At 69.2% G+C, this 20,857-nt stretch carries 21 protein-coding genes; 14 read left to right on the top strand and 7 right to left on the bottom strand.

The features are described 5' to 3' along the window. Window positions 1–71: 71 nt before the first annotated feature. Entirely contained in the window at window positions 72–1,304 is a 1,233-nt protein-coding gene (locus tag ACFY3V_RS02520; protein ID WP_389769190.1) for a bifunctional adenosylcobinamide kinase/adenosylcobinamide-phosphate guanylyltransferase, read from the bottom strand. A gap of 347 nt (window positions 1,305–1,651) precedes the next feature. On the opposite strand from ACFY3V_RS02520, the gene ACFY3V_RS02515 reads away from it, so the two are divergent. Beyond that, window positions 1,652–1,858: a hypothetical protein gene (locus ACFY3V_RS02515; RefSeq protein ID WP_350947453.1), complete on the top strand. Its 207-nt coding sequence runs from the start codon at window positions 1,652–1,654 to the stop codon at window positions 1,856–1,858. A gap of 88 nt (window positions 1,859–1,946) precedes the next feature. Here ACFY3V_RS02515 and ACFY3V_RS02510 read toward each other — a convergent pair whose 3' ends face one another. Next, window positions 1,947–2,945, bottom strand: coding sequence for an aldo/keto reductase family protein (locus ACFY3V_RS02510; RefSeq protein WP_350947454.1), 999 nt, complete (start codon window positions 2,943–2,945; stop codon window positions 1,947–1,949). Between the two features lie 64 nt (window positions 2,946–3,009). Here ACFY3V_RS02510 and ACFY3V_RS02505 point away from each other — a divergent pair, with 64 nt between their 5' ends. Next, on the top strand, window positions 3,010–4,464 hold the full coding sequence (locus ACFY3V_RS02505) for an SMI1/KNR4 family protein (protein ID WP_389769186.1): 1,455 nt from the start codon (window positions 3,010–3,012) through the stop codon (window positions 4,462–4,464). An 85-nt stretch (window positions 4,465–4,549) separates the two neighbouring features. On the opposite strand, the gene ACFY3V_RS02500 is transcribed toward ACFY3V_RS02505, so the two are convergent. Further along, window positions 4,550–5,158 carry a DUF3043 domain-containing protein gene (locus ACFY3V_RS02500; RefSeq protein ID WP_350947456.1) on the bottom strand — a complete coding sequence of 203 codons (609 nt, stop codon included), beginning with the start codon at window positions 5,156–5,158 and terminating at the stop codon, window positions 4,550–4,552. Between the two features lie 148 nt (window positions 5,159–5,306). On the opposite strand from ACFY3V_RS02500, the gene ACFY3V_RS02495 reads away from it, so the two are divergent. The 7 genes from ACFY3V_RS02495 (at window position 5,307) to ACFY3V_RS02465 (ending at window position 12,430) form a co-directional block, all read left to right on the top strand. Then, window positions 5,307–6,149 (top strand): PspA/IM30 family protein, encoded by an 843-nt coding sequence (locus ACFY3V_RS02495; RefSeq protein ID WP_389769183.1) that lies wholly within the window; start codon window positions 5,307–5,309, stop codon window positions 6,147–6,149. After that, the gene (locus ACFY3V_RS02490; RefSeq protein ID WP_362895714.1) at window positions 6,146–6,424 is read left to right on the top strand and encodes a hypothetical protein; all 279 of its coding nucleotides are present in this window, start codon (window positions 6,146–6,148) and stop codon (window positions 6,422–6,424) included. Before ACFY3V_RS02495 ends, ACFY3V_RS02490 begins: the two co-directional genes overlap by 4 nt. Window positions 6,425–6,433: 9 nt before the next feature. Next, a complete protein-coding gene (gene htpX, locus ACFY3V_RS02485; RefSeq protein ID WP_350947459.1) occupies window positions 6,434–7,339 on the top strand; it encodes a zinc metalloprotease HtpX in 906 nt (301 codons plus the stop codon). 56 nt (window positions 7,340–7,395) lie between these two features. Continuing rightward, window positions 7,396–7,986: a hypothetical protein gene (locus ACFY3V_RS02480; protein WP_389769180.1), complete on the top strand. Its 591-nt coding sequence runs from the start codon at window positions 7,396–7,398 to the stop codon at window positions 7,984–7,986. 322 nt (window positions 7,987–8,308) lie between these two features. After that, window positions 8,309–10,816: a protein kinase gene (locus ACFY3V_RS02475; protein ID WP_389769177.1), complete on the top strand. Its 2,508-nt coding sequence runs from the start codon at window positions 8,309–8,311 to the stop codon at window positions 10,814–10,816. 1 nt (window position 10,817) lies between these two features. Continuing rightward, a complete protein-coding gene (locus ACFY3V_RS02470) occupies window positions 10,818–11,570 on the top strand; it encodes a maleylpyruvate isomerase family mycothiol-dependent enzyme (RefSeq protein WP_362895710.1) in 753 nt (250 codons plus the stop codon). Between the two features lie 134 nt (window positions 11,571–11,704). After that, the gene (locus ACFY3V_RS02465; RefSeq protein ID WP_362895708.1) at window positions 11,705–12,430 is read left to right on the top strand and encodes an SIMPL domain-containing protein; all 726 of its coding nucleotides are present in this window, start codon (window positions 11,705–11,707) and stop codon (window positions 12,428–12,430) included. Between the two features lie 218 nt (window positions 12,431–12,648). On the opposite strand, the gene nadA is transcribed toward ACFY3V_RS02465, so the two are convergent. Then, entirely contained in the window at window positions 12,649–13,803 is a 1,155-nt protein-coding gene (gene nadA, locus ACFY3V_RS02460; RefSeq protein ID WP_389769172.1) for a quinolinate synthase NadA, read from the bottom strand. A gap of 211 nt (window positions 13,804–14,014) precedes the next feature. On the opposite strand from nadA, the gene ACFY3V_RS02455 reads away from it, so the two are divergent. Then, window positions 14,015–14,368 (top strand): iron-sulfur cluster assembly accessory protein, encoded by a 354-nt coding sequence (locus tag ACFY3V_RS02455; protein WP_030910261.1) that lies wholly within the window; start codon window positions 14,015–14,017, stop codon window positions 14,366–14,368. Window positions 14,369–14,578: 210 nt separating this feature from the next. Then, a complete protein-coding gene (locus ACFY3V_RS02450; RefSeq protein WP_350947465.1) occupies window positions 14,579–15,565 on the top strand; it encodes a carbohydrate kinase family protein in 987 nt (328 codons plus the stop codon). A gap of 298 nt (window positions 15,566–15,863) precedes the next feature. On the opposite strand, the gene ACFY3V_RS02445 is transcribed toward ACFY3V_RS02450, so the two are convergent. From ACFY3V_RS02445 to ACFY3V_RS02435, 3 genes are all read right to left on the bottom strand, one after another. Next, entirely contained in the window at window positions 15,864–16,286 is a 423-nt protein-coding gene (locus ACFY3V_RS02445) for a CBS domain-containing protein (protein WP_362502106.1), read from the bottom strand. Between the two features lie 61 nt (window positions 16,287–16,347). Continuing rightward, window positions 16,348–16,617, bottom strand: a complete 270-nt coding sequence (locus tag ACFY3V_RS02440) for a sulfurtransferase TusA family protein (RefSeq protein WP_350947467.1) — start codon at window positions 16,615–16,617, stop codon at window positions 16,348–16,350. 25 nt (window positions 16,618–16,642) lie between these two features. After that, on the bottom strand, window positions 16,643–17,779 hold the full coding sequence (locus ACFY3V_RS02435; RefSeq protein ID WP_362895703.1) for an aminotransferase class V-fold PLP-dependent enzyme: 1,137 nt from the start codon (window positions 17,777–17,779) through the stop codon (window positions 16,643–16,645). Window positions 17,780–18,074: 295 nt separating this feature from the next. On the opposite strand from ACFY3V_RS02435, the gene coxB reads away from it, so the two are divergent. From coxB to ACFY3V_RS02420, 3 genes are read left to right on the top strand one after another with little or no spacing between them, the layout of a single operon-like run. Next, window positions 18,075–18,746, top strand: a complete 672-nt coding sequence (gene coxB / locus ACFY3V_RS02430; RefSeq protein WP_389769167.1) for a cytochrome c oxidase subunit II — start codon at window positions 18,075–18,077, stop codon at window positions 18,744–18,746. After that, window positions 18,743–20,404, top strand: a complete 1,662-nt coding sequence (ctaD, locus tag ACFY3V_RS02425; protein ID WP_362895699.1) for a cytochrome c oxidase subunit I — start codon at window positions 18,743–18,745, stop codon at window positions 20,402–20,404. Before coxB ends, ctaD begins: the two co-directional genes overlap by 4 nt. Beyond that, complete coding sequence (locus ACFY3V_RS02420; RefSeq protein WP_350947470.1) at window positions 20,401–20,796, top strand: cytochrome c oxidase subunit 4; 396 nt, start codon at window positions 20,401–20,403, stop codon at window positions 20,794–20,796. The genes ctaD and ACFY3V_RS02420 overlap by 4 nt, the downstream gene beginning before the upstream one ends. The last annotated feature ends 61 nt before the right edge of the window (window positions 20,797–20,857 follow it).

Here is a 20,857-nt window from a genome sequence, read left to right as displayed (position 1 = left end):
CGGCGCGGTGCCCGCATCCGTTCACCGTTCTTGATGGGGCCCAGGGAGCGTGAGGGGGCAGAGCCGAGGGGTCAGAGGGGGAGGGGGAGGAGACGGCCGGAGACGACGAGGGTGACGTCCTCCGACTCCAGGGCGAGGCGTTGGTTCAGGCGGCCGAGGGTGTCACGGAACATCCGCCCGCCGGCGGTGTCGGGCACCAGGCCGAGACCGACCTCGTCGGAGACCGCGACGACCCGGGAGCGGGTCTGCCTCCAGGCCGCCACCAGGTCGTCGCACCGGGCGGCGACAGCCTCCAGGGCGCCGGAGGTGTCGCCGCCCGCTCCGCCCGGCCAGGCGTCGCACTCGTCGAAGACCGCGGCCACCCAGGTGCCGAGCCCGTCGATCAGCAGCGGGGCGTCGGCGGACCGCAGCACCTCGGACAGGCCGGTGGTCTCGGCGGTGTCCCAGTGGGCGGGCCTTCGGTCGCGATGCGCCCGGACTCGGCGCAGCCATTCGGGATCGCCGTCGCCGGACGGACCGGTCGCGACGTAGAGCACCTCGGGCTCGGCCGCCAGCCGCAGTTCGGCCTCCGCCGACTTGCCCGACCGGCTTCCCCCGAGCAGCAGGGTTCTCCTGGGCGGGGGAGTCGGAGCGGGAGGGGGCTCGCTCGTGTCGACGACCGTGCCGTCCGGTACGACGCGCACCCCCCACAGCGCGGCCCGCCGGGTCAGTTCCGTCTCCGTCGGCACCCGGTGGTCGACATCGACGGCCACCACGTGCGTCCGCTCACCGACCAGACCTCGCCGGCGCAGGTCCCCGAGCCGTTCCGGCCGGTCCAGTACGTCCAGCAGCACCAGGTCCAGCGTCCGCTCACCCCGCTCGTCATATGAGGACCCATCGTGTGGAGACTCGCCGTACGAGGGATGGGTGAATGCGGCATAGAGGACGCGCCGGCCATCGGAGGTGGTGACGGTGAGGCCGTCAGGACCGGGCGAGGCGCGGTAACCGGGCGGGAGCGGGCCGGACAGCGGCAGCCGTGCGGGACCGTTGGGCGGCATCGAACGGTTGGGTGTCATCGAGTCGCCGGGGGGCGTCGAACCGCCGAGTGCGGTCGGCCTGTCGGAGAGCGTAGAAGTGTCGGGCACTGCCGGGTCGCCGGGCGAGGGGGAGCCGTCGAGCGGCAGGGGGCCGTCCGCCGGCGCCGAGACGCCGAGTACCACGGAGGTGGCACGACGGCCCGGCGTGACACGGGCGCAGGAGGCACACCCGCAGTCCGGGGACGGCCACCCGCCAGGGCCCGCCGTGCCGGAGATCAGAACCTTCACACCCGGTCTCCTGTCGCGTTGAAAGGTTGGTCGAGAAACCGCGAGCCCTCGCCTCCGGGAGGAAGCGGTCGGCGTACCGGGGGAACGTCCCGGCGGTGAAGAGCGGTCATCGTGTTTCTCATCGGTTTGCGGGAGTAAGCCGTCCGGCAGGCACCCGGTGCCGGCCGCCGACAGGTGAACACTCCGGTGTCCTGGACCTCGGGTGCTGCCTTCAGCTGGAAGCCCCCGACTTCGGTCGTGAGAAGGAAATCAAGATCTCGCCTTCATGTCCGGGAGCGTCATGGAGAGGTAGGGTTCGCTGAGGCCGCCGAGGGGCACCGGCAGGACCTGCGAGAAGGAGCTGTGGCATGACGTGGCGCTGGCGTTACGAAGACGCGAACGGTGGCGAGGTGGTCGAGGGTGTTTCGCCCTCCGACACGTTCCCGAGCCAGGCGGACGCCGAGTCGTGGCTGGGTGAAAGCTGGCGTGAGCTGCTGGAGGCCGGGGTCGAGAGAGTCACCCTGATCGAAGGCGAACGTGTCGAGTACGAGGGAATGTCACTGCGCCCCGAATGAGCGCCCCGAATTCGGCGCACTGAATGACGTGGGTGAACGGAAACCCTTCGGCCCTCGTTGAAGAACGAGGGCCGAAGGGTTTTTGCCGCTAGGGGCGACGCTCGGGGCTCACGGTCTTGGCGGGGTCGCGCTCGACGACCGGGCCGAGGATGTCGTCGATCTTCTTCAGCACCTCGGACTCCAGCTTGACCCCGGAGGCCTTGACGTTGTCGCGGACCTGCTCGGGCCTGCTGGCTCCCACGATGGCCGAGGCCACGTTGGGGTTCTGCAACACCCAGGCGACCGCGAGCTGGGCCATGCTCAGGCCGAGGTCGGAGGCGATCGGTTCCAGCTGCTGGACGCGGGTGAGCACGTCGTCGTTGAGCATCCGGGCGATGAAGTTGCCCCCGGTGGGGTCGGTGGCACGTGAGCCGGCGGGGGGCGGCTGTCCCGGCCGGTACTTGCCGGTGAGCACGCCCTGGGCGATGGGGGAGAAGACGACCTGGCCGACGCCCTCCTTCTCGCTCAGCGGCACGATCTCGGTCTCGATGACCCGCCACAGCATGGAGTACTGGGGCTGGTTGGAGACCAGGCGGTCGAAGCCCATCTCGTCGGCGATCTTCAGTGCCCGGCCGATCTGGTCGGCGGTCCACTCGCTGACGCCGACGTAGAGGACCTTGCCCTGGCGTACGAGATCGTCGAAGGTCTTGAGGGTCTCCTCAAGCGGTGTCTCGTTGTCGAAGCGGTGCGCCTGGTACAGGTCGACGTAGTCGGTCTGCAGACGGCGCAGCGAGCCGTGCAGCGACTCGGTGATGTGCTTGCGCGAGAGCCCTCGGTCGTTGGGGCCGGGTCCGGTCGGCCAGTAGACCTTGGTGAAGATCTCCAGAGACTCGCGGCGGACTCCGGATAGGGCGCGGCCGAGCACCTCCTCCGCCTTGGTGCCCGCGTACACGTCGGCGGTGTCGAAGGTGGTGATCCCCTCGTCGAGTGCCGCCTGCACGCACTGCTTGGCGGCGTCCTCCTCTACCTGGGAACCGTGTGTGATCCAGTTGCCGTAGCTGATCTCGCTGACCATGAGACCGCTGCGGCCAAGGTGGCGGAATTCCATGGTTCGAGATTAGTAGGCGCCATGCTTCGCGATGATTCGGGATACCTTGCCGGATGTGTTGCGGTTGATCACTTCTCGGAAGGTACGGCTCGCGCTCGCCGTCGTGACGCTGGCGGCGGCCGTCGTGGCGGCCGCACGCCTGTGGCGGCGAGCCGAGGAGCGCCGAGCCGGCTTCCCACGCGGGGGAGATCGGGGCGTCTCCCCAGCGGGACCGCAGACCGCCTCCCGCGTGGAGGGGACGGAGTCCGGCTCTGCCGAGGGCCCGGCCCCCGGAGCGGAGCGCGCACCGAGATGGCCTCCCGCGCCGATCCTCGGCACCCCCACGGAGGAGGACCTCAGGCGGTACGCCGCCAGGCACCCCTCCGCCTTCCAGACCGCCGTCGAGCGGACGTTCGAGCGGAGGCGGACGCCGAGAGAGCCGCTGGACGAGGCCACCCGGCGCCTTCTGGTCCGCTGGGGAGCCGTGGGAGCGGGGCTGTGCCTGTTCGCCGCCGGCACGCAGGTCCTGGAGAGCGCGGTCTTCTCGAACGGAGTGGAGACCATGGAGGTGATCGAGGTCGGGGGTCGGCCCGGCGCGGACGGACGGTGTGGGCCGGGACCGGTCGACCAGGACGACTCGGTGGCGCGCTACGTCGAAGAGGGGGAGACGGGGACGGTCGTGATCGGCTCCGTATGCGGGCACCATTCGTGCGAGGGAGACCTGTGCGGCGAGGTGTCCAACCTGCGGGAACTCGCGGAGGCCGCCGAGAGGAGTCCGGGACCCACCTGGCCGTACAAGACCTCGCCCCCGTACGAGACGTACGAGACTTCGCCCCCGTACGAGAGTGTCGAGGCTCCCGACGCCGACTGCCGTCCGCGGGCGTCGAGTCCGCGGGTGCGGGCGCTCGATCCGAAGGTGACGAGGGCGGTGAACCGCGAGTGGCGTCGCATCGAGAGGTGGCTGGAGGCGAACGCACCCGCGACCCTTCGCACGCTGGGCGAACCCGCCCGCGCCCGTACGATCGCCGTCGCGGAGGCGCAGATGGGCCTGCGCTTCCCCGACGACCTGCGTGCCTCCCTGCTGCGGCACAACGGATCCTCCGTAGTGCCCGGCATCTCGCCGTTCGGGTTCCCGAACGCCTGGAACCTGGGGGTCCGCGGCATCCGCGACACCTGGCGGCGGCTGTGCGCGACGGACGGGGAGACAGGGGACGGGGCTGACACCGTGGCGCGGGCGGAGTGGTGGGACGGACGGATGATCCCGTTCGGTGCCGACGACAGCGGAGGCGGTTACCTGGTGATCGACTCTGTGGCGCGCGATGTCGGTGCCGTCCGTCACGAGGGCAGGACGAGCCTCCACATCCGGGGGCGTCCGGCTCCGTTCGTACTACGGCCTGCTGAGGGCGACGGCGCGCGCCCTGGAGACCGGCGGGTCCATCGGTCACTGGAAACCGGTCGTCACCGACGGCGAGCTGGGCTGGAACGTCGTCGAGGGCTGACATCGCCCGGGGGAGACGCCCTTCCGGCGGGAGAGAAGTGAAAAGTCCCGTCCCCTCATGAAGGGGACGGGACTCGGGGACGGATGTGCTCGGCCGCGGTGCTCCTCGGGTCGGGCTCCGCCGCCGTCAGTTCTTCGGCGGGACGGGCTTGCCGCCGGGCAGCACGGCGGGCGGCGGGAAGCGCAGCTTGCGGATCTGCAGCGCGCGCATGGCGGCGTAGAAGCCGACGCCCTTGAGGTTCTCGTTGGGGAACTTCTCGGCGGCGAGGTTCTTCACCTTCCAGGACACCCAGATCGAGGTGAGCAGCACGGTGACCATCATGAGCGGCCAGCCGACCGTGATCACCGCGGCGTAGATGTAACCGCGTACCTCGAGAGGGAACGGGATCCAGGTGAGCAGCAGGATGAGAAGGGAGAACGGCAGGAAGTACTGGCTGACGAGACGACGGGAGTCGACCCAGTCGCGCGCGAACTTCCTGACGGGGCCCTTGTCGCGGGCGGGAAAGTAGCGCTCGTCGCCGCGCAACATGCCCTCGCGCGCCTTGACGCGTTCGTTGGCCTGACGCTCGCGGAGGTTCTTGTAGGCCTCTTTGCGGTTTTGAGGGGCGTTCACCGGCTGCCGGCGACGGCCTTCGGCGTCCCGTCGCTTGGGTGTGGGACGCCCCTTGCCCGCAGGCTTAGGATCGTTAGCGGAGGCGGGGGAGTCGTCCGCGGTGGTCTGGGTACGTCGGAACACAACGTCAGCCTACCGGGACTGCAACTTAGTGACGCCCCCGCGCGTTATGCGTAGGGTGAACCCTATGGTGGCTCCGGTGCTTTTCGGTGGGGCTGGAATCACTTGGGGTGACCCGAAGCGCACTTGAAGAAGGGGACGGCCGACGCGCATGAGCGTGATGAAGAGACTTTCGCTGATCTTCAGGTCCAAGGCGAACAACGCGTTGGACAAGATGGAGGATCCTCGCGAAACCCTGGACTACTCATATCAGCGACAGCTGGAGCTGTTGCAGAAGGTGCGCCGGGGTGTGGCGGACGTCGCCACCTCGCGCAAGCGCGTGGAGCTCCAGATCAACCAGATCGAGGCGCAGGCGCGCAAGCTTGAGGAGCAGGGCCGTAAAGCGCTCGGGGTCGGCCGTGAGGACCTGGCCCGTGAGGCGCTGACCCGGCGCGGCAGCCTGCAGACCCAGATCGCCGACCTCCGCGTGCAGCACGACAACCTGCAGGCCGAGGAGGAGAAGCTCACCACGGCCTCTCACAGGCTGCAGGCCAAGGTCGACTCCTTCCGGACGAGGAAGGAGACGATCAAGGCGACCTACACCGCCGCCGAGGCGCAGACGCGGATCAACGAGGCCTTCTCCGGCATCTCCGAGGAGATGGGCGACGTCGGCCTGGCGATCCAGCGCGCCGAGGACAAGACCGCCTCCATGCAGGCCCGCGCGGGTGCCATCGACGAGCTGCTGGCCAGCGGCGCGCTCGACGACTTCAGCGGGCAGCGCGGCGACGACATCCAGGCCGAGCTCGACCGCATGGGCGGCGGGAACGACGTGGAGCTGGAGATCGCCCGGATGAAGGCCGAGCTGGGTCAGGGTCCCGCGCCGCAGGGCGCGATCACGCCCGGACCGGCTCAGCACCAGCAGCAGCCTCAGTACCAGCAGCAGCACCAGCAGCCTCAGCAGCAGCCGGAGTCCAACCAGACCCAGCAGCTGCGCCAGCCGGGGGAGGGCCTGTGATCGTCCGCATCATGGGGGAGGGGCAGATCGACATCGCCCCCGCCGACCTCGACGTGCTGAACGCGCTGGACGCCGAGCTGGAGGCCGCGATCGAGGCCGGCGAGGAGGATGCCTTCCGGGTGCGGCTGCACGCCCTGCTCGACAAGGTTCGTCACGTCGGCAAGGCACTGCCCGACGACAGCCTGGAGTCCTCGGAGCTGATTTTGCCTCCCGCTGACGCGTCCATGGACGAAGTGCGGGAGATGCTCGGCAACGAAGGACTGATCCCCGGTTAGATTGGGGATATGGCAAAAACCCGGTTTGCCCCGGACCGGGGCCTGACAAGGCGCATGGTGATCACCATGTTCCTGCTCGGACTGCTCTACGTGATCTTCGTGGCCGTGTTGATCGCGTTGGGCGTCCGGGCCGTCGTGGTGCTCGTGATCGCCGGTGGCATCCTGCTCGTGCAGTACTTCATGTCCGATCGCATCGCGCTGTTCGCGATGCACGGGCGTGTCGTCTCCCCGCAGGAGGCTCCCGAGTTGCACGGCATGATCGACAGGTTGTGCGCACTCGCCGACATGCCCAAGCCGCGGGTGGCGATCGCCGACTCGGACGTCCCGAACGCGTTCGCCACCGGCCGCAACCAGAAGAACTCCGTGGTCTGCGTGACCACGGGGTTGCTGCGGCGGGTCGACAGGGGCGAGCTCGAGGGCGTGCTGGCCCACGAGATGTCCCACGTGGCCCACCGCGACGTCGCGGTCATGACGATCGCGTCCTTCCTCGGCATCGTCGCCGGGCTCATGACCAGGGTCGCGCTCTACAGCGGCCTGGGCGGACGCGGGCGCGACGACAGAGGCGGCCTGCCGATCGGCCTCATCATCCTGCTCGTCTCGGCCCTGGTGTACGCGGTCAGCTTCCTGCTCACCCGCGCCCTGTCGCGCTACCGCGAACTGGCCGCCGACCGCGCGGGAGCGCTGCTCACCCAGCGTCCCTCCGCCCTGGCCAGCGCCCTCGTCAAGATCAGCGGTGAGATGGCCCGCATCCCGACGAGGGATCTGCGCGAGGCCGAGCCGTTCAACGCCTTCTTCTTCGCGCCGGCCCTGTCCGGCAAGGCGGGCCTGTCCGCCCTCTTCGCGACCCACCCGCCGCTGAACCAGCGCCTGGACCAGCTCAACAGGATCTCCGCCCAGCTCGGGCAGGGGGGATGACCGGACGCGCGGACAGGCGCGCCGTGCCGCGCGGGGACGAGACGGAGGAGTGATCGATGCGCTGGTGGAACGTGCTGATGGGGCGCAGTGAACCGGCCAAGGCCGACCTGGACGCGCTGTTCGCGCTGCCTTCGGCCGCGGTGACCCTGCAGGCCGCCACCGGCCTGGCGCCGACGGGCGTGGGGGCGGTCTGCTTCCGCTCGGCCGAGGGCGGGGCGTTCGCCGAGCTGGAGCGCGACATCACCCAGCTGCTGAACGCCGGAGGCGGCCCCCCGGTGGAGTTCTCGAAGGACTCCTTCGGCTACACGTGGCTGCTGGCGCGTCGTGATCCCGACATGCTCGGTGATCTCGTCACGGACCTGCACGCGGTCAACTCCTCCCTTGAGGCGGCGGGTTTCGGCCCCTCCCTGCTCTGCTCGCTCATCTCCTTCACCGACCCCGGCGGTCGCGGGCTCGCCCTGGTCTACCTCTACAAGCAGGGCACCTTCTACCCGTTCGCCCCGCTGCCCGCCGAGCATGGGACGGGGCAGACGCAGCGCAGGGACAACGCCCTGGAGCTGCAGGTACGCGGTGCGATCGGCGGCGAGCTGGAGATCGAGCCCGATCTCGGCCGATGGTTCCCCCTCTGGGGCGCGCCCGGCCTCTGAAGGCCCGCCACCATGTGCCCGCGAGGTACGCGCCTGGCCTGGAGGGTTCGCCACCCCCGGTGACGTGCCCGCGTGGCGCGGTGAAGTGTGCCCGGCCTCCGAGACGTTCGCCCTCCGGCGCCGTGCTCGTGCGCCCCGGCGAGGTGTGCCCGGTCTCGGGGAGGTTCTCCCGCGAGCCCCTTCCCGCAAGGCCATCCCGTGTGACCGGTGGGACGCATGGAGCGTGCCACACCGGCCCGTCCGGCTTGCGGTTTGATGTACGTCCTGTGACCCTTTGCCCCCACAATGGGACCGGAAATCATCACGGGAGAAGGGTGTGACCATGGCGGACCTCGTGTCCCTGCGGCCCGGGGATCCCGAGCGGGTGCGGGAGTATCGGCTCACCGCCCGGCTCGGTGAGGGAGGCCAGGGAACGGTCTACCTGGGCGTTTCCCCGACGGGAGCGCGTGTCGCGGTCAAATTGCTCCGCGCGGATCTCACGCAGGACGAGGAGGCGATGGAACGCTTCGTCCGCGAGGTCAGCACGACCCAGCGTGTCGCGCCCTTCTGCACCGCCGCGGTGATCGAGACGGGTGTCGACGAGCATCGCCCGTACATCGTCAGCGAGTACATCGACGGTCCGACGCTCGACGCGGTCGTGACCGGCGAGGGACCTCGTGAGGGCGCGGGCCTGCACCGCCTGGCGATCGGCACGGTCACCGCGCTCGTCGCGATCCACCAGGCGGGGATCGTGCACCGCGACTTCAAGCCTTCCAACGTGCTGCTCGCCTCCGACGGCCCCCGAGTGATCGACTTCGGTATCGCCAAGGCGCTCGACCGGACCTCCACGCTGACCGCGATGGCGATCGGAACCCCCTCGTACATGACCCCCGAGCAACTGGCGGGGGAGAACGCGGGCTCGCCCGCCGACATGTTCGCGTGGGGTTGCACGATGGTCTTCGCGGCCACCGGGCAGCCGCCGTTCGGCACGGACAGCCTTCCGGCGATCTTCAACCGGATCATGAACATGGAGCCGGAGCTGGGAGCGATCGCCGATCCGGCGCTGCGCGACCTGGTCGGGCAGTGCCTGTCCAAGGACCCCACCCAGCGCCCCACCGCGGGAGAGGCGCTGTTGAGGCTGCTCGGCCACGCCGGTGGTCCCGGTGACACGGGCGGTGCGACCGGCGCCGCCCTGCCCACCGCGCCGCGCGGCATCCTCGCCGAAGGATCGGCCGCCGCGGCGCAGCGGACCGGCCCCGGCGGACATCCGGGTGGAAACGATCCCGAGCACACCGCGTACGGGCAGCGGCGTCCGCAGGGCGAGGGGCAGCACTCGGGGCCGCAGCCTTATCCCCAGCAGAGCGGGCCCGGCGTGGGCTATCCGATGGGGAGTCCGCAGGGTGGCCCCGCCGGTCATGTCCCGCACCTCCAGCAGTCGAACCCGCACGGTCATGTGCCGAATCCCCAGCAGTCCGATCCGCGCGGCCAGGCCGCGTATCCCCAGCACCTTCAGCAGTCGGACCCACGTGGCCACGCCCAGCAGTCCGGGCCGCACGGTTACCCGCAGCAGGAGCCGCCCACCCGGCACTTCCCCGGCGGGTATCCCGGTCACGACGGCTACGCGGGCGGCTACCCCCCGCAGGGCCCCGGGCATCCGCAGCCCGGATATCCGGGACAGCCCGCACCTCAGTCCTACGGCGCTCCCGCGACCTTCCCCTCCTCCGCGGGTCCCCAGTACCAGAACCCCGGGCCGACGTACCCGGGCCGGTCGGCCCCCGAGCGGCGCGGGCGCAGGATGTGGCCGGCGATCGTGGGGGGTGTGCTGGTCACCGCGCTCGTGGCCGGGGGCGTCGTACTGGCGACGCGCGGCACCACGGAGACGCCGGGGGGCACACAGGCAGGTGTCACGAAGGGCGTGAGCACCCCCGCGCCCACCCCCACCGTCCCGACGGTGCCGCAGGACACGAGCACGATCAAGCTGCCCGGCAGCTCGATCACCCTCCACGAGAGCACGCAGGACCCGATCAAGCTGAGCTCCTACAGCCTGGAGTGGGACAAGACCCTCTACGTTCGTCGGCAGGGCACCGAACGGTTCGTCAAGAACGACAAGTACTTCCAGTACACGGTGAACGCCGCGGGCACCCAGGCGCTGGGCACCGACCGGATCTACGACACGGACAGCTACGCGATCGTCTCGGTCATCGATCATCGATCCGGTGCGGCGACCAGGATCAGGGTCACCAAGGCGCCGGTCTACCCGACGCTGCCGCAGTGGTCACCGGACGGCAAGCGCGGTCTGGTCACCCTGTATGAGGCGGTCGGCGACACCAGCAAGGAGTACGGCTTCGCGATCATCGACGTCGCCACGAAGAAGGCGAGGGTCGTCCGCGTGAAGGAGAAGGACGCCGGCACGTGGAGTTACTTCTGGAGGGGGGACGGCCGGGCCGTCGGCACCTGGGCGCTCACCGGCAAGACCCAGCGCATCCGCTTCTACGACACCCAGGGCACCGTGCTGCAGACCCTGCTGGACGTGGGCACCCCGATCACGGTCGAGGGCGACGACATCTCCCCGTCCGGCTCCTCCCTGCTGACGTACTGCAAGGAGAGTAAGAAGGAGATCTGCGTCTGGTCCACCGGCTCCGACGCACCCGCGAAGGTCAGGATCCCGTTCGAGACGGAACGGCTCATCGGCTGGTACGACGACGAGCACATCGCGGGCTGGCGGCGCAAGGGCTCCGGCTACGAGGCGGTGGTGTTCGACTTCAAGGGGAAGGCACAGCGGGTGCTGGCCACCAGCACCGACGCCAAGGAGTACGAGAAGCAGTTCATGCGCTTCACACGAGAGGGCTGACATGAGGGAGTGGACCCACGCCGAGCACACCGCGGCCGCCGCCGCGGAGATCACCCGGATGGCCGACGTGCTGCGCGGACGTGACCTGTCCGTTTCCGTGCTCACCTGTCCCGGCTGGGATCTGGCGAGGCTCACCGCCCACACCGGAGGCGTGCATCGGTGGGTGGCCGCCATGGTGCGGGACCTGGCCGAGAGGCGCTACGACCGCGACGGCATGGACATGGGCCTGCCCGCCGACCCGGCCGGATATGCCGCCTGGCTCGGCGAGGGCACCTCCTTCCTGCCCGAGGCGCTGCTGTCGCGGGATCCACAGGCGCCGATGTGGTCCTGGGGAGGGGAGCGGCGGGTGCGGTTCTGGTCGAGGCGGATGCTGTACGAGACCCTGGTGCACCGGGTGGACGCCGAGCTCGCGCTGGGCGTCCCGGTCGCGATCGACGAGCACGTGGCGGCCGACGGGGTCGAGGAGTTTCTCGACATCCTGCCGCATGTGAAGTGGAACCCGGACGTGGCCGAGATCAGGGGCGGTGGTGAGACGATCTCGCTGCAGGCCGACACCGGAGCCGGGTGGGTGATCACTCTCGACCCCGACCGCTTCCACTACCAGCGGTCCCTGCGACCGGGCACCGTGACCGTGCTCGCCGCCACGTCGGCCGACCTGCTCCAGGTCGTGTGGGGACGCCGCAGCCCCGACGACTACGCGATCGAGGGGGACGGCGGGCTGCTGGGCTGGTGGCGGGGGCTCGCCCGGATCTAGGCTCGCCCGGCTTCGCCGGCAGGTCCCCGACCCGTGGGGCGAAGGCAAAACAGCCGTCCGAGGTTCGGCCAAGACACGACAGGGAGCGCGCGGGGCTCGCCGCCGCGATCACGGTCCCGTGGTGTCATGACTCCATGATCAAGATGTCTCAGGCGATCACCTCGGCGGTGCTCGTCGCCACGGGACTGTTCTTCGCCGGTCTGTCCGGCGGCACCGCGCTCGCGGATTCCGATTCCTCCGCGGCGACCGTGGAGGGCGGCCGCCCTCACATCACGGTCGTGGGAGAGGGCAGCGTGTCCACCACCCCCGACATCATGCGACTGGACACCGGCGTCGAGGTGCGCCGTCCCACCCCCGGTGAGGCGTTCACCGCGGCCCGTGCCGCCGCCGCCGACCTGACGCAGGCACTGCTCACGGCCGGGGTCGCGCCGAAGGACCTGCGGACCGACGAGCTCACCCTCGCCCCCGAGTACAAGGACTACCCCACGATCTCCGGATACCGGGCCACGCAGGGCATCGAGGCGATAGTGCGCGACCTTGACAAGGCGGACGACGTGGTGGACGCGGCGGCCGCCGCCGGAGAGGCGGTCCGGTTCAACGGTGTCACCTTCGAGGTGTCCGACAACCGGGTGCCGCTCAGGCTGGCGCGCGATATCGCGTTCAGGGACGCGAAGAGCCGTGCCACGCAGTACGCCAGGCTCGCGGGCCGAGGGCTCGGCCGCGTCATGGAGATCACCGAGCAGAACGTCACCCCGCCGACGCCGTTCGTCGGCTTCGCCGCGGCGGTCGACAGGGCGTCGATCAGCCCCGGCACCAAGAACGTGTCCGTCAGCGTCAGGGTGGTCTACGAGCTCGAATAGGCCCCGCTCACGCGGTGCTCCCCCGACCCCGGGTACGCGACAGGTCCCCGGCACGCGACGGGCCCCGGCGGGTCACCACCCGCCGGGGCCCGTCCACTTGAGGTCCCTGAGGTCCCTGAGGTCCTTGAGGTCCCTGAGGTCGGGGTGGAGCCGCAGGGACCCCGAGCCCGGCAGGATCAGGGATCGAGACCTTCCCCGGCCGGGGCCTGGCCATGAGGTCAGGGCAGGGCGAGCATCCGGTCCAGGGCGACCCCGGCCCAGTGGGCGGTGTCGGCGTCCACGGTGATCTGGTTGACGACCTGACCGGAGGCGAGCGACTCCAGCGCCCACACCAGGTGCGGAAGGTCGATCCGGTTCATCGTCGAGCAGTAGCAGACCGTCCGGTCCAGGAACGTCACGTTCTTGTCGGGGAACATGGCGCCGAGCCGCTTGACCAGGTTCAGCTCGGTGCCCACCGCCCAGGAGGATCCGGCCGGAGCCTCCTCGATCTTCTTGATGATGTACTCGGTCGAACCGACGTGGTCGGCCTTGGTGACCACCTCGTGCCTGCACTCGGGGTGGACCAGCACGTTGACGCCGGGGATGCGGGCGCGGACGTCGTCCACACACTCGGGGCTGAAGCGGCCGTGCACCGAGCAGTGCCCCTTCCACAGGATCATCTTGGCGTTCTCGAACTGCTCGGCGGTGAGGCCGCCGTTCGGCCGGTGCGGGTTGTAGACGACGCAGTCCTCCAGCGACAGGCCCATCTCCAGCACCGCGGTGTTGCGGCCCAGGTGCTGGTCGGGGAGGAAGAGCACCTTCTCCCCGCGGGAGAAGGCCCACTCCAGGGCGCGCCTGGCGTTGGAGGAGGTGCACACGGCGCCGCCGTTGCGCCCGCAGAACGCCTTGATGTCGGCGCTGGAGTTCATGTAGGTGACGGGGACGGTGACCCCGGCGATCCCCGCGTCCTCCAGGGCCTCCCAGCACTCCTCGACCTGGTCGAAGGTGGCCATGTCGGCCATCGAGCATCCCGCCGCGAGGTCGGGCAGCACGACCTTCTGGGAGTCCGAGGTGAGGATGTCGGCGGATTCGGCCATGAAGTGCACACCGCAGAAGACGATGTACTCGGCGCCGGGCCGGGCCGCGGCCTCCTTCGCGAGTTTGAACGAGTCGCCGGTCACGTCGGCGAACTGGATGACCTCGTCACGCTGGTAGTGGTGGCCCAGCACGAAGACCCTGTCGCCGAGTGCCGCCTTCGCCCTCCTGGCGCGCTCGACGAGCGCCGGATCGGAAGCGGACGGCAGCTCGCCGGGACAGTCGACGCCGCGCTCGCTGTGCGGGTCGACCCCCCTGCCGAGGACGAAGAGCGGAAGCCCGGTCTCGGTGGTCGTCATGGCCACACCCCCTTATCGTCTAAGTGACGACTAATGATGACACACAGGATTGGGGCTTTATTCCGGGGGAGGGGTCTTTGTCCAAAGGTGGATGGTTCTGGCGGCTGAGGAATGTGTGCCGGGGGACGGGTGTTGGTAGCGTCTGAGAAGGACGTCAAAAACAGACAGCCGTTCCCGGGGAGCGGCCGACGCAGACGCGGGAGTCACCAACATGTCGGTTGAGAGCAGCGAGACCACGGCGCAGGGCCTGATCCTCAGTTCCGCGGCCGCGGCGAAGGTCAAGAGCCTGCTGGAGCAGCAGGGCGAGGAAGGTCTCCAGCTGCGCGTGGCCGTGCAGCCCGGCGGCTGTTCCGGCCTGCGCTACCAGCTCTTCTTCGACGACCGTTCGATGGACGGCGACGTCGTCTCCGACTTCGACGGCGTGAGCGTGGTCACCGACCGGATGAGCGCCCCCTACCTCGTGGGCGCCACCGTCGACTTCGTCGACACGATCGAGAAGCAGGGCTTCACGATCGACAACCCCAACGCCACCGGCTCGTGCGCCTGCGGCGACTCGTTCAACTAGGCGAGTTCTCCGCGAGGCGGGCGAGCGAGAACGCCCGGCCCCGCGAGGGTGACATCGGTCACCCTCGCGGGGCTTTCGCATGCGCGGCCGCGGTAGCACGCTGACACGAGCGGGACGCGAGCAAGGTCGCGTATTCTTGCGTGGCTCATCTTCCCGCGTGGACCAACCGCCCGCGTTTCCAGAGATGCTGACAACGAGGAGAAGAACCCCGTGCGCATCGCCGTCACCGGCTCAATCGCGACCGACCAACTGATGACCTTTCCCGGCCGCTTCAGTGACCAGCTCATCGCCGATCAGCTCCACCGGGTCTCCCTGTCGTTCCTCGTGGACGACCTGCAGGTCCGCCGCGGCGGCTGCGCGGCCAACATCGCGTTCGGAATGGGCTGCCTGGGCCTCAGGCCCGTCCTGGTCGGCGCGGTCGGCTCCGACTTCGCCGACTACCGCTCCTGGCTGGAGCGCCATGGCGTCGACTGCGACTCCATCCACGTCTCCGAGACGCACCACACCGCGCGCTTCCTGTGTACGACCGACGAGGATCACAACCAGATCGCCTCGTTCTACACCGGCGCGATGGCCGAGGCCCGCCTCATCGAGCTCGGTCCGGTGGCCCAGCGGATCGGTGGCCTGGACCTGGTGCTGATCAGCCCCAACGACCCCGAGGCGATGCTCAGGCACACCGCCGAGGCGCGCCAGCGCGCGATCCCGTTCGCGGCCGATCCCTCCCAGCAGCTCGCCCGTATGCCCGGGGAGCAGATCCGCGAGCTGGTCGACGGCGCCGCCTACCTGTTCGGCAACGACTACGAGAAGGGCATGATCGAGCAGAAGACCGGCTGGAGCGACGAGGAGATCCTCGGCCGGGTCGGCGTCCGCGTCACCACGCTCGGTCCCAAGGGCGTCGTCATCGACCGCGAGGGCGAGCCGTCCCTGCACGTCCCCTCGGCGCCCGAGCTCGGCAAGGTCGACCCCACCGGCGTGGGCGACGCCTTCCGTTCCGGCTTCCTCGCCGCCCTGGCCTGGGGGCTGTCCCTGGAGCGTTGCGGCCAGGTCGGCAACCTCACCGCCACCCACGTCCTGGAGCGTGTCGGCGGCCAGGAGTACGAGCTCGGCCAGAAGGTCTTCCTGGAGCGCCTCGCCGACGCCTACGGTGCCGACGCCGCGGCCGAGGTGGCCGCCTTCGTGAAGTGCCACCACGCCTGAGCCACCGCGCTGAGCCACCGAGCCTGACCACCAGGCCTGAGCCACCGGGCCTGTGACGCTCCTCCCGAGTCGCCACGGCCGTGACGGTCATCCCTGAGCCATCACGGCCGCGACGCCTCAGCTGAGCCGTTGCGCCACGGCGTCTCTTCGGACCCCATGTCTTTCCCGGGCACCGTGTTCGAGCCGCCGATCGGAGCACCGCCGGGCCGTCGCCCGGCGGTGGCCCCGGCCGGTGCCGCCGGTACGGCGGCCACCGTCAGGCACCTGTGTCGACCGGGTGCCGGTCAGGTGGCGGGTGTCAGAGATTCGCGTAGACGCGATGCACGAACTCGGCCATCTTGTCGTCGGGCAGCTTCCTCGCCAGATCGGCCTCGGTGATCATGCCGACGATGCGGCCGTCCTCGATCACCGGCAGCCTCCGGATCTGGTTCTCCTCCATCTTGGCGAGCGCCTCCTCGACGCTCGCGTCCGACGACACCCAGACCAGGCCGGTGGCGAGGTCTTCCGCGGTCGTCGTGGAGGGGTCGAGGCCGTGCGCCACGCACTTGACCACGATGTCGCGGTCGGTGATGATCCCCTTCAGCCGGTCGTCGCTGCCGCAGATGGGCAGGGCGCCCACGTTCATGTCCCGCATCATCTGCGCCGCCCGGTCGAGTGTCTCGTGCGCCTCGACGCACCTGACCCCGGTGTGCATCAGGTCTCTCGCCGTCTCACCGCTCATGTCGTCCCCCCGAACTGTTTGGGCGTGTTTTCGGGAGGGTCATACCCAATTTCGGGACATGTCAGTAATTGCGGCGCACGTGGATGGCCCAGCCGCCCTCGGGGAGTTCGTGGCTGCCCACGTGGTGGTGCGACTTCAACCGGCACCAGGCCGGGATGTCGGTGAAGGCGGCCGGGTCGTCGGCGAGGACCGCGACGATCCCCTCGCGCGGCACGTCGTTGATCTGGGCCGCGAGCATGATGATCGGGATCGGGCACTTCTTGCCCAGCGCGTCGATCGTGAGGGCCACAGGCTGCGCCGATCCCGCCGGGGTGGCCTGGCTGGAGGTCATCGCGTCTTCACTCCCCGAATGTTGATCAAAGCTTGACCCCCGCCTCCTCGCGGATCCTGCGCACCATGCCCGGCAGGACGGAGAGGAAGCGGTCGACATCCGCCGTCAAGGTGCCCCGGGGCAGCGAAACGCGGACGTTCCCGTGCGTGAGCACGCCCATGGCCTCCAAAACATGCGACGGACGAAGCGTACTCGCCGTGCAGGAACTGCCGGACGACACCGAGAACCCGGCCTTGTCCAGCTCGGTGAGCAATGCCTCACCTTCCACGTAAAGACACGAAAAGGTGACGATATGCGGTGCCCGAGCGACCGGATCACCGATGACCTCGACGTCGGGGACGAGCCGGGGCACCTCGGCCCTGACGCGATCCACCAGCGCCGAGAGCCTGGCCGACTCCACGGCCGACTCGGCCACCATGGCGCGCAGCGCGGCGGCCGCGGCGACGATCGCGGGGACGTTCTCGAACCCGGGGACCCGGCGGCGCTCGCGGTCGTCCTCGGGCAGCGGGGTACGCCACCGGGTGCCCTTGCGGACCACCAGCACGCCGACCCCGGCGGGCCCGCCCCACTTGTGCGCGCCGGCGGCGAGCACCGACCAGCCGGGGGGCGGCGGCATCCTGCCCACCGTCTGGGAGGCGTCCACCAGCAGGGGCACCCCCGCCTCCGCGCACGCCGCCGCCGCCTCGGCGACCGGCTGGAGCGTGCCGACCTCGTGGTTGGCGCTCTGCAGGCAGGCGAGCGCCGTGCCCTCGGCGCGGACCGCCTCGCCGAAGGCGTCGGGGTCGACCGCGCCGGTGATGCCGACGCCGACCGTCTCGACCGAGCCGCCGTCGCGCTCGTGGACGCCCGCCGCGTGCAGCACGCTGGAGTGCTCCACGGCCGAGGTGACCAGGCGGCGGCCCGTCCTGCGGCGTCCGTGCAGGGTGCCGAGGACGCCCAGGTGCACCGCCTGGGTGCCGGAGGTGGTGAAGGAGACCTCGTCGGGCCTGGCGCCCAGCGCCTCGGCCACCTCGACACGCGCCTGTTCCAGTAACATCCTTGCCCGGCGGGCGGCACCGTACAGTCTCGCGGGGTCGGCCCAGCCGACGTCGAGGGCCGCGATCAGAGCCTCGCGAGCCTGGGGGTGCAGCGGCTCCGTGGAGGCCGCGTCGAAGTACGCCACCTCTCAATCGTCGCACCACGCGCGGTGCGCACGGGGGCTGCGGGGGAGGGCGAGGGTGGTCCGCGCTAATGTGTCCCCCAGCGTGAAGCTGTGAACTACGAAATCTTGAACGTGAACAAACGACCGCCCAGGAGCGACTCCTGGGCTTCATCTGTGGGGTAGGCGATCCGTGAGTCCGACCCGCCGTTCTGCACGGCGTCCGTTGGCCCGCCGCCGGGTGCCGCGCGCTGCCGCTCTGGCACTGCTGCTGGTTTCCCTGACGGCGTGCAGTGCCGAAGACTGGTCCCGAGCCGGCTTGCCCGAGGGCGTCACCAAGCAGTCCGAAGCCGTCCAGAGTCTGTGGAACGGATCGTGGATCGCGGCCCTCGCCACCGGTGTGGTCGTGTGGGGCCTGATCCTGTGGTCCGTCGCCTTCCACCGTAAGAAGAAGAACTCCAAGGACGAGCTGCCGCCTCAGGTGCGGTACAACCTCCCGATCGAGATCCTCTACACGGTGGTGCCGATCATCATGGTCGGCGTCTTCTTCTTCTTCACCGCGCGCGACCAGAACTACATCACCAGCATGTCCGAGAAGCCCGACGTGACGGTCAAGGTCGAGGGCTTCCAGTGGAGCTGGCGTTTCACCACGGAGTACAACGGCAAGTCCGCCCAGGTGGTCGGCCAGCCCGCCCTCGACTACACCAAGGGCCCCGAGCTGGTGCTGCCGACCGGTAGTAAGGTCAGATTCGATCTTCACTCGCCGGACGTCATCCACTCCTTCTGGGTCCCGGCGTTCCACTTCAAGCTCGACGTGATCCCCGGGGTGAACAACAAGTTCGAGATCGACACCCTGGACAAGCCCGGCGTCTACGCCGGACGCTGCGCCGAGCTCTGCGGCGTCGACCACAGCCGGATGCTCTTCTCGGTGAAACTCGTCACCCCGGATGAGTTCGACCAGTACATCGCTAGCCAGGCGGGTGCCCAGTGACCGCACTTAACGAACCCCTCGTCCACTCCCCGGTGCCGCCGACCCGCAAGGGGTCGATCATCACGAAGTGGGCGTCGTCCACCGATCACAAGATCATCGGACACCTCTACCTGATCAGCTCGTTCATCTTCTTCATCATCGGCGGCGTGATGGCGCTGATCATGAGGGCGGAGCTGGCGCAGCCGGGTCTGCAGTTCACCAGCAACGAGCAGTTCAACCAGCTGTTCACCATGCACGGCACGATCATGCTGCTGATGTTCGCGACCCCGCTGTTCGCGGGCTTCGCCAACGAGCTCATGCCCCTGCAGATCGGCGCCCCCGACGTCGCGTTCCCGCGGCTGAACATGGTGAGCTACTGGCTCTTCACCTTCGGCAGCCTCATCGCCCTGTCGGGCTTCATCACCCCGGGCGGCGCGGCGAGCTTCGGCTGGTTCGCCTACACCCCGCTGTCGAACGCGATCAGCTCTCCCGGGATCGGCGGAGACCTGTGGATCGTGGGCCTCACCATCAGCGGTCTGGGCACGATCCTCGGCTCGGTGAACTTCATCACCACGATCATCTGCATGCGCGCGCCCGGCATGACGATGTTCCGCCTGCCGATGTTCACCTGGAACGTCCTGCTCACCTCGATCCTGGTGCTGATGGCCTTCCCGGTGCTGGCCGCCGCGCTGCTCGCGCTGGAGGCCGACCGCAAGCTCGGCACGCACATCTTCGCCCCCGAGACCGGCGGCGCGCTGCTCTGGCAGCACCTGTTCTGGTTCTTCGGGCATCCCGAGGTCTACATCATCGCGTTGCCCTTCTTCGGCATCGTGACCGAGATCCTGCCGGTCTTCAGCCGCAAGCCGCTGTTCGGCTACATCGGCCTGGTCGGTGCGACGATCGCGATCGCGGGTCTGTCGATCACCGTGTGGGCGCACCACATGTTCCCCACAGGGCAGGTGCTGCTGCCGTTCTTCTCCTTCATGACGTTCCTCATCGCGGTGCCCACCGGGGTGAAGTTCTTCAACTGGATCGGCACCATGTGGCGCGGCCATCTGTCGTTCGAGTCGCCGATGCTGTTCTCGGTCGGCTTCCTGGTGACGTTCCTGTTCGGTGGCCTGACCGGCGTCATCCTCGCCTCCCCGCCGCTGGACTTCCAGGTCTCCGACTCCTACTTCGTGGTCGCGCACTTCCACTACGTGGTCTTCGGCACCGTGGTGTTCGCGATGTTCGCGGGCTTCTACTTCTGGTGGCCCAAGTTCACCGGCAAGATGCTGAACGACACGATGGGCAAGATCCACTTCTGGACGCTGTTCATCGGTTTCCACACCACCTTCCTGGTGCAGCACTGGCTCGGCGCGCAGGGCTTCCCGCGCCGCTACGCCGACTACAGCCCGATCGACGGGTTCACCGATCTCAACATGATCTCGTCGGTGGGCGCGTTCCTGCTGGGCGCCTCCACGCTGCCGTTCCTGTACAACGTGTGGAAGACCCACAAGACCGCGCCGAAGGTCACCGTGGACGACCCGTGGGGTTACGGCAACTCCCTCGAATGGGCGACGTCCTGCCCGCCGCCGAGGCACAACTTCACCTCGCTGCCCCGCATCCGGTCCGAGCGCCCGGCGTTCGACCTCAAGCACCCGCACATCCCGGCCCGTGAGCTGGAGGAGAACCGATGAAGGTCCAGGGCTGGCTGTTCATCCTCTGCGGCGTCTTCTTCGCCGCCGTGGACGTCGTCTACTGGTACTGGTCGAAGGAGCCGGTCGGCACGACCGCGATGGCCATCTCGGTGGGCTTCGCGTTCATGATCGGTTACTACCTCATGTACACGGCCCGCCGCATCGGCGACCAGCCGGAGGACGACAAGCAGGGCGAGATCAGCGACGGCGCGGGGGAGCTCGGCTTCTTCAGCCCGCACAGCTGGTGGCCGCTCTTCGTCTGCCTCGCCGTCGCGCTCAGCGGGGTCGGCCTGGTCATCGGCTGGTGGCTGTTCCTGATCGGCGTCTTCGCGATCGTGATGAGCATGATCGGTTTCGTCTTCGAGTACTACCGGGGCAACTTCTCGCACTGACCCCGCGCTTCTCACCACAAACCGGGCGGGCCACGGAAAAACTTCCGTGGCCCGCTTTTTG

Source organism: Streptosporangium sp. NPDC000095 (assembly GCF_042899335.1).
Taxonomy (GTDB): domain Bacteria; phylum Actinomycetota; class Actinomycetes; order Streptosporangiales; family Streptosporangiaceae; genus Streptosporangium.
Note: the sequence above shows the minus strand (reverse complement) of the source record. Positions and strands in the feature narration are given on the sequence as shown.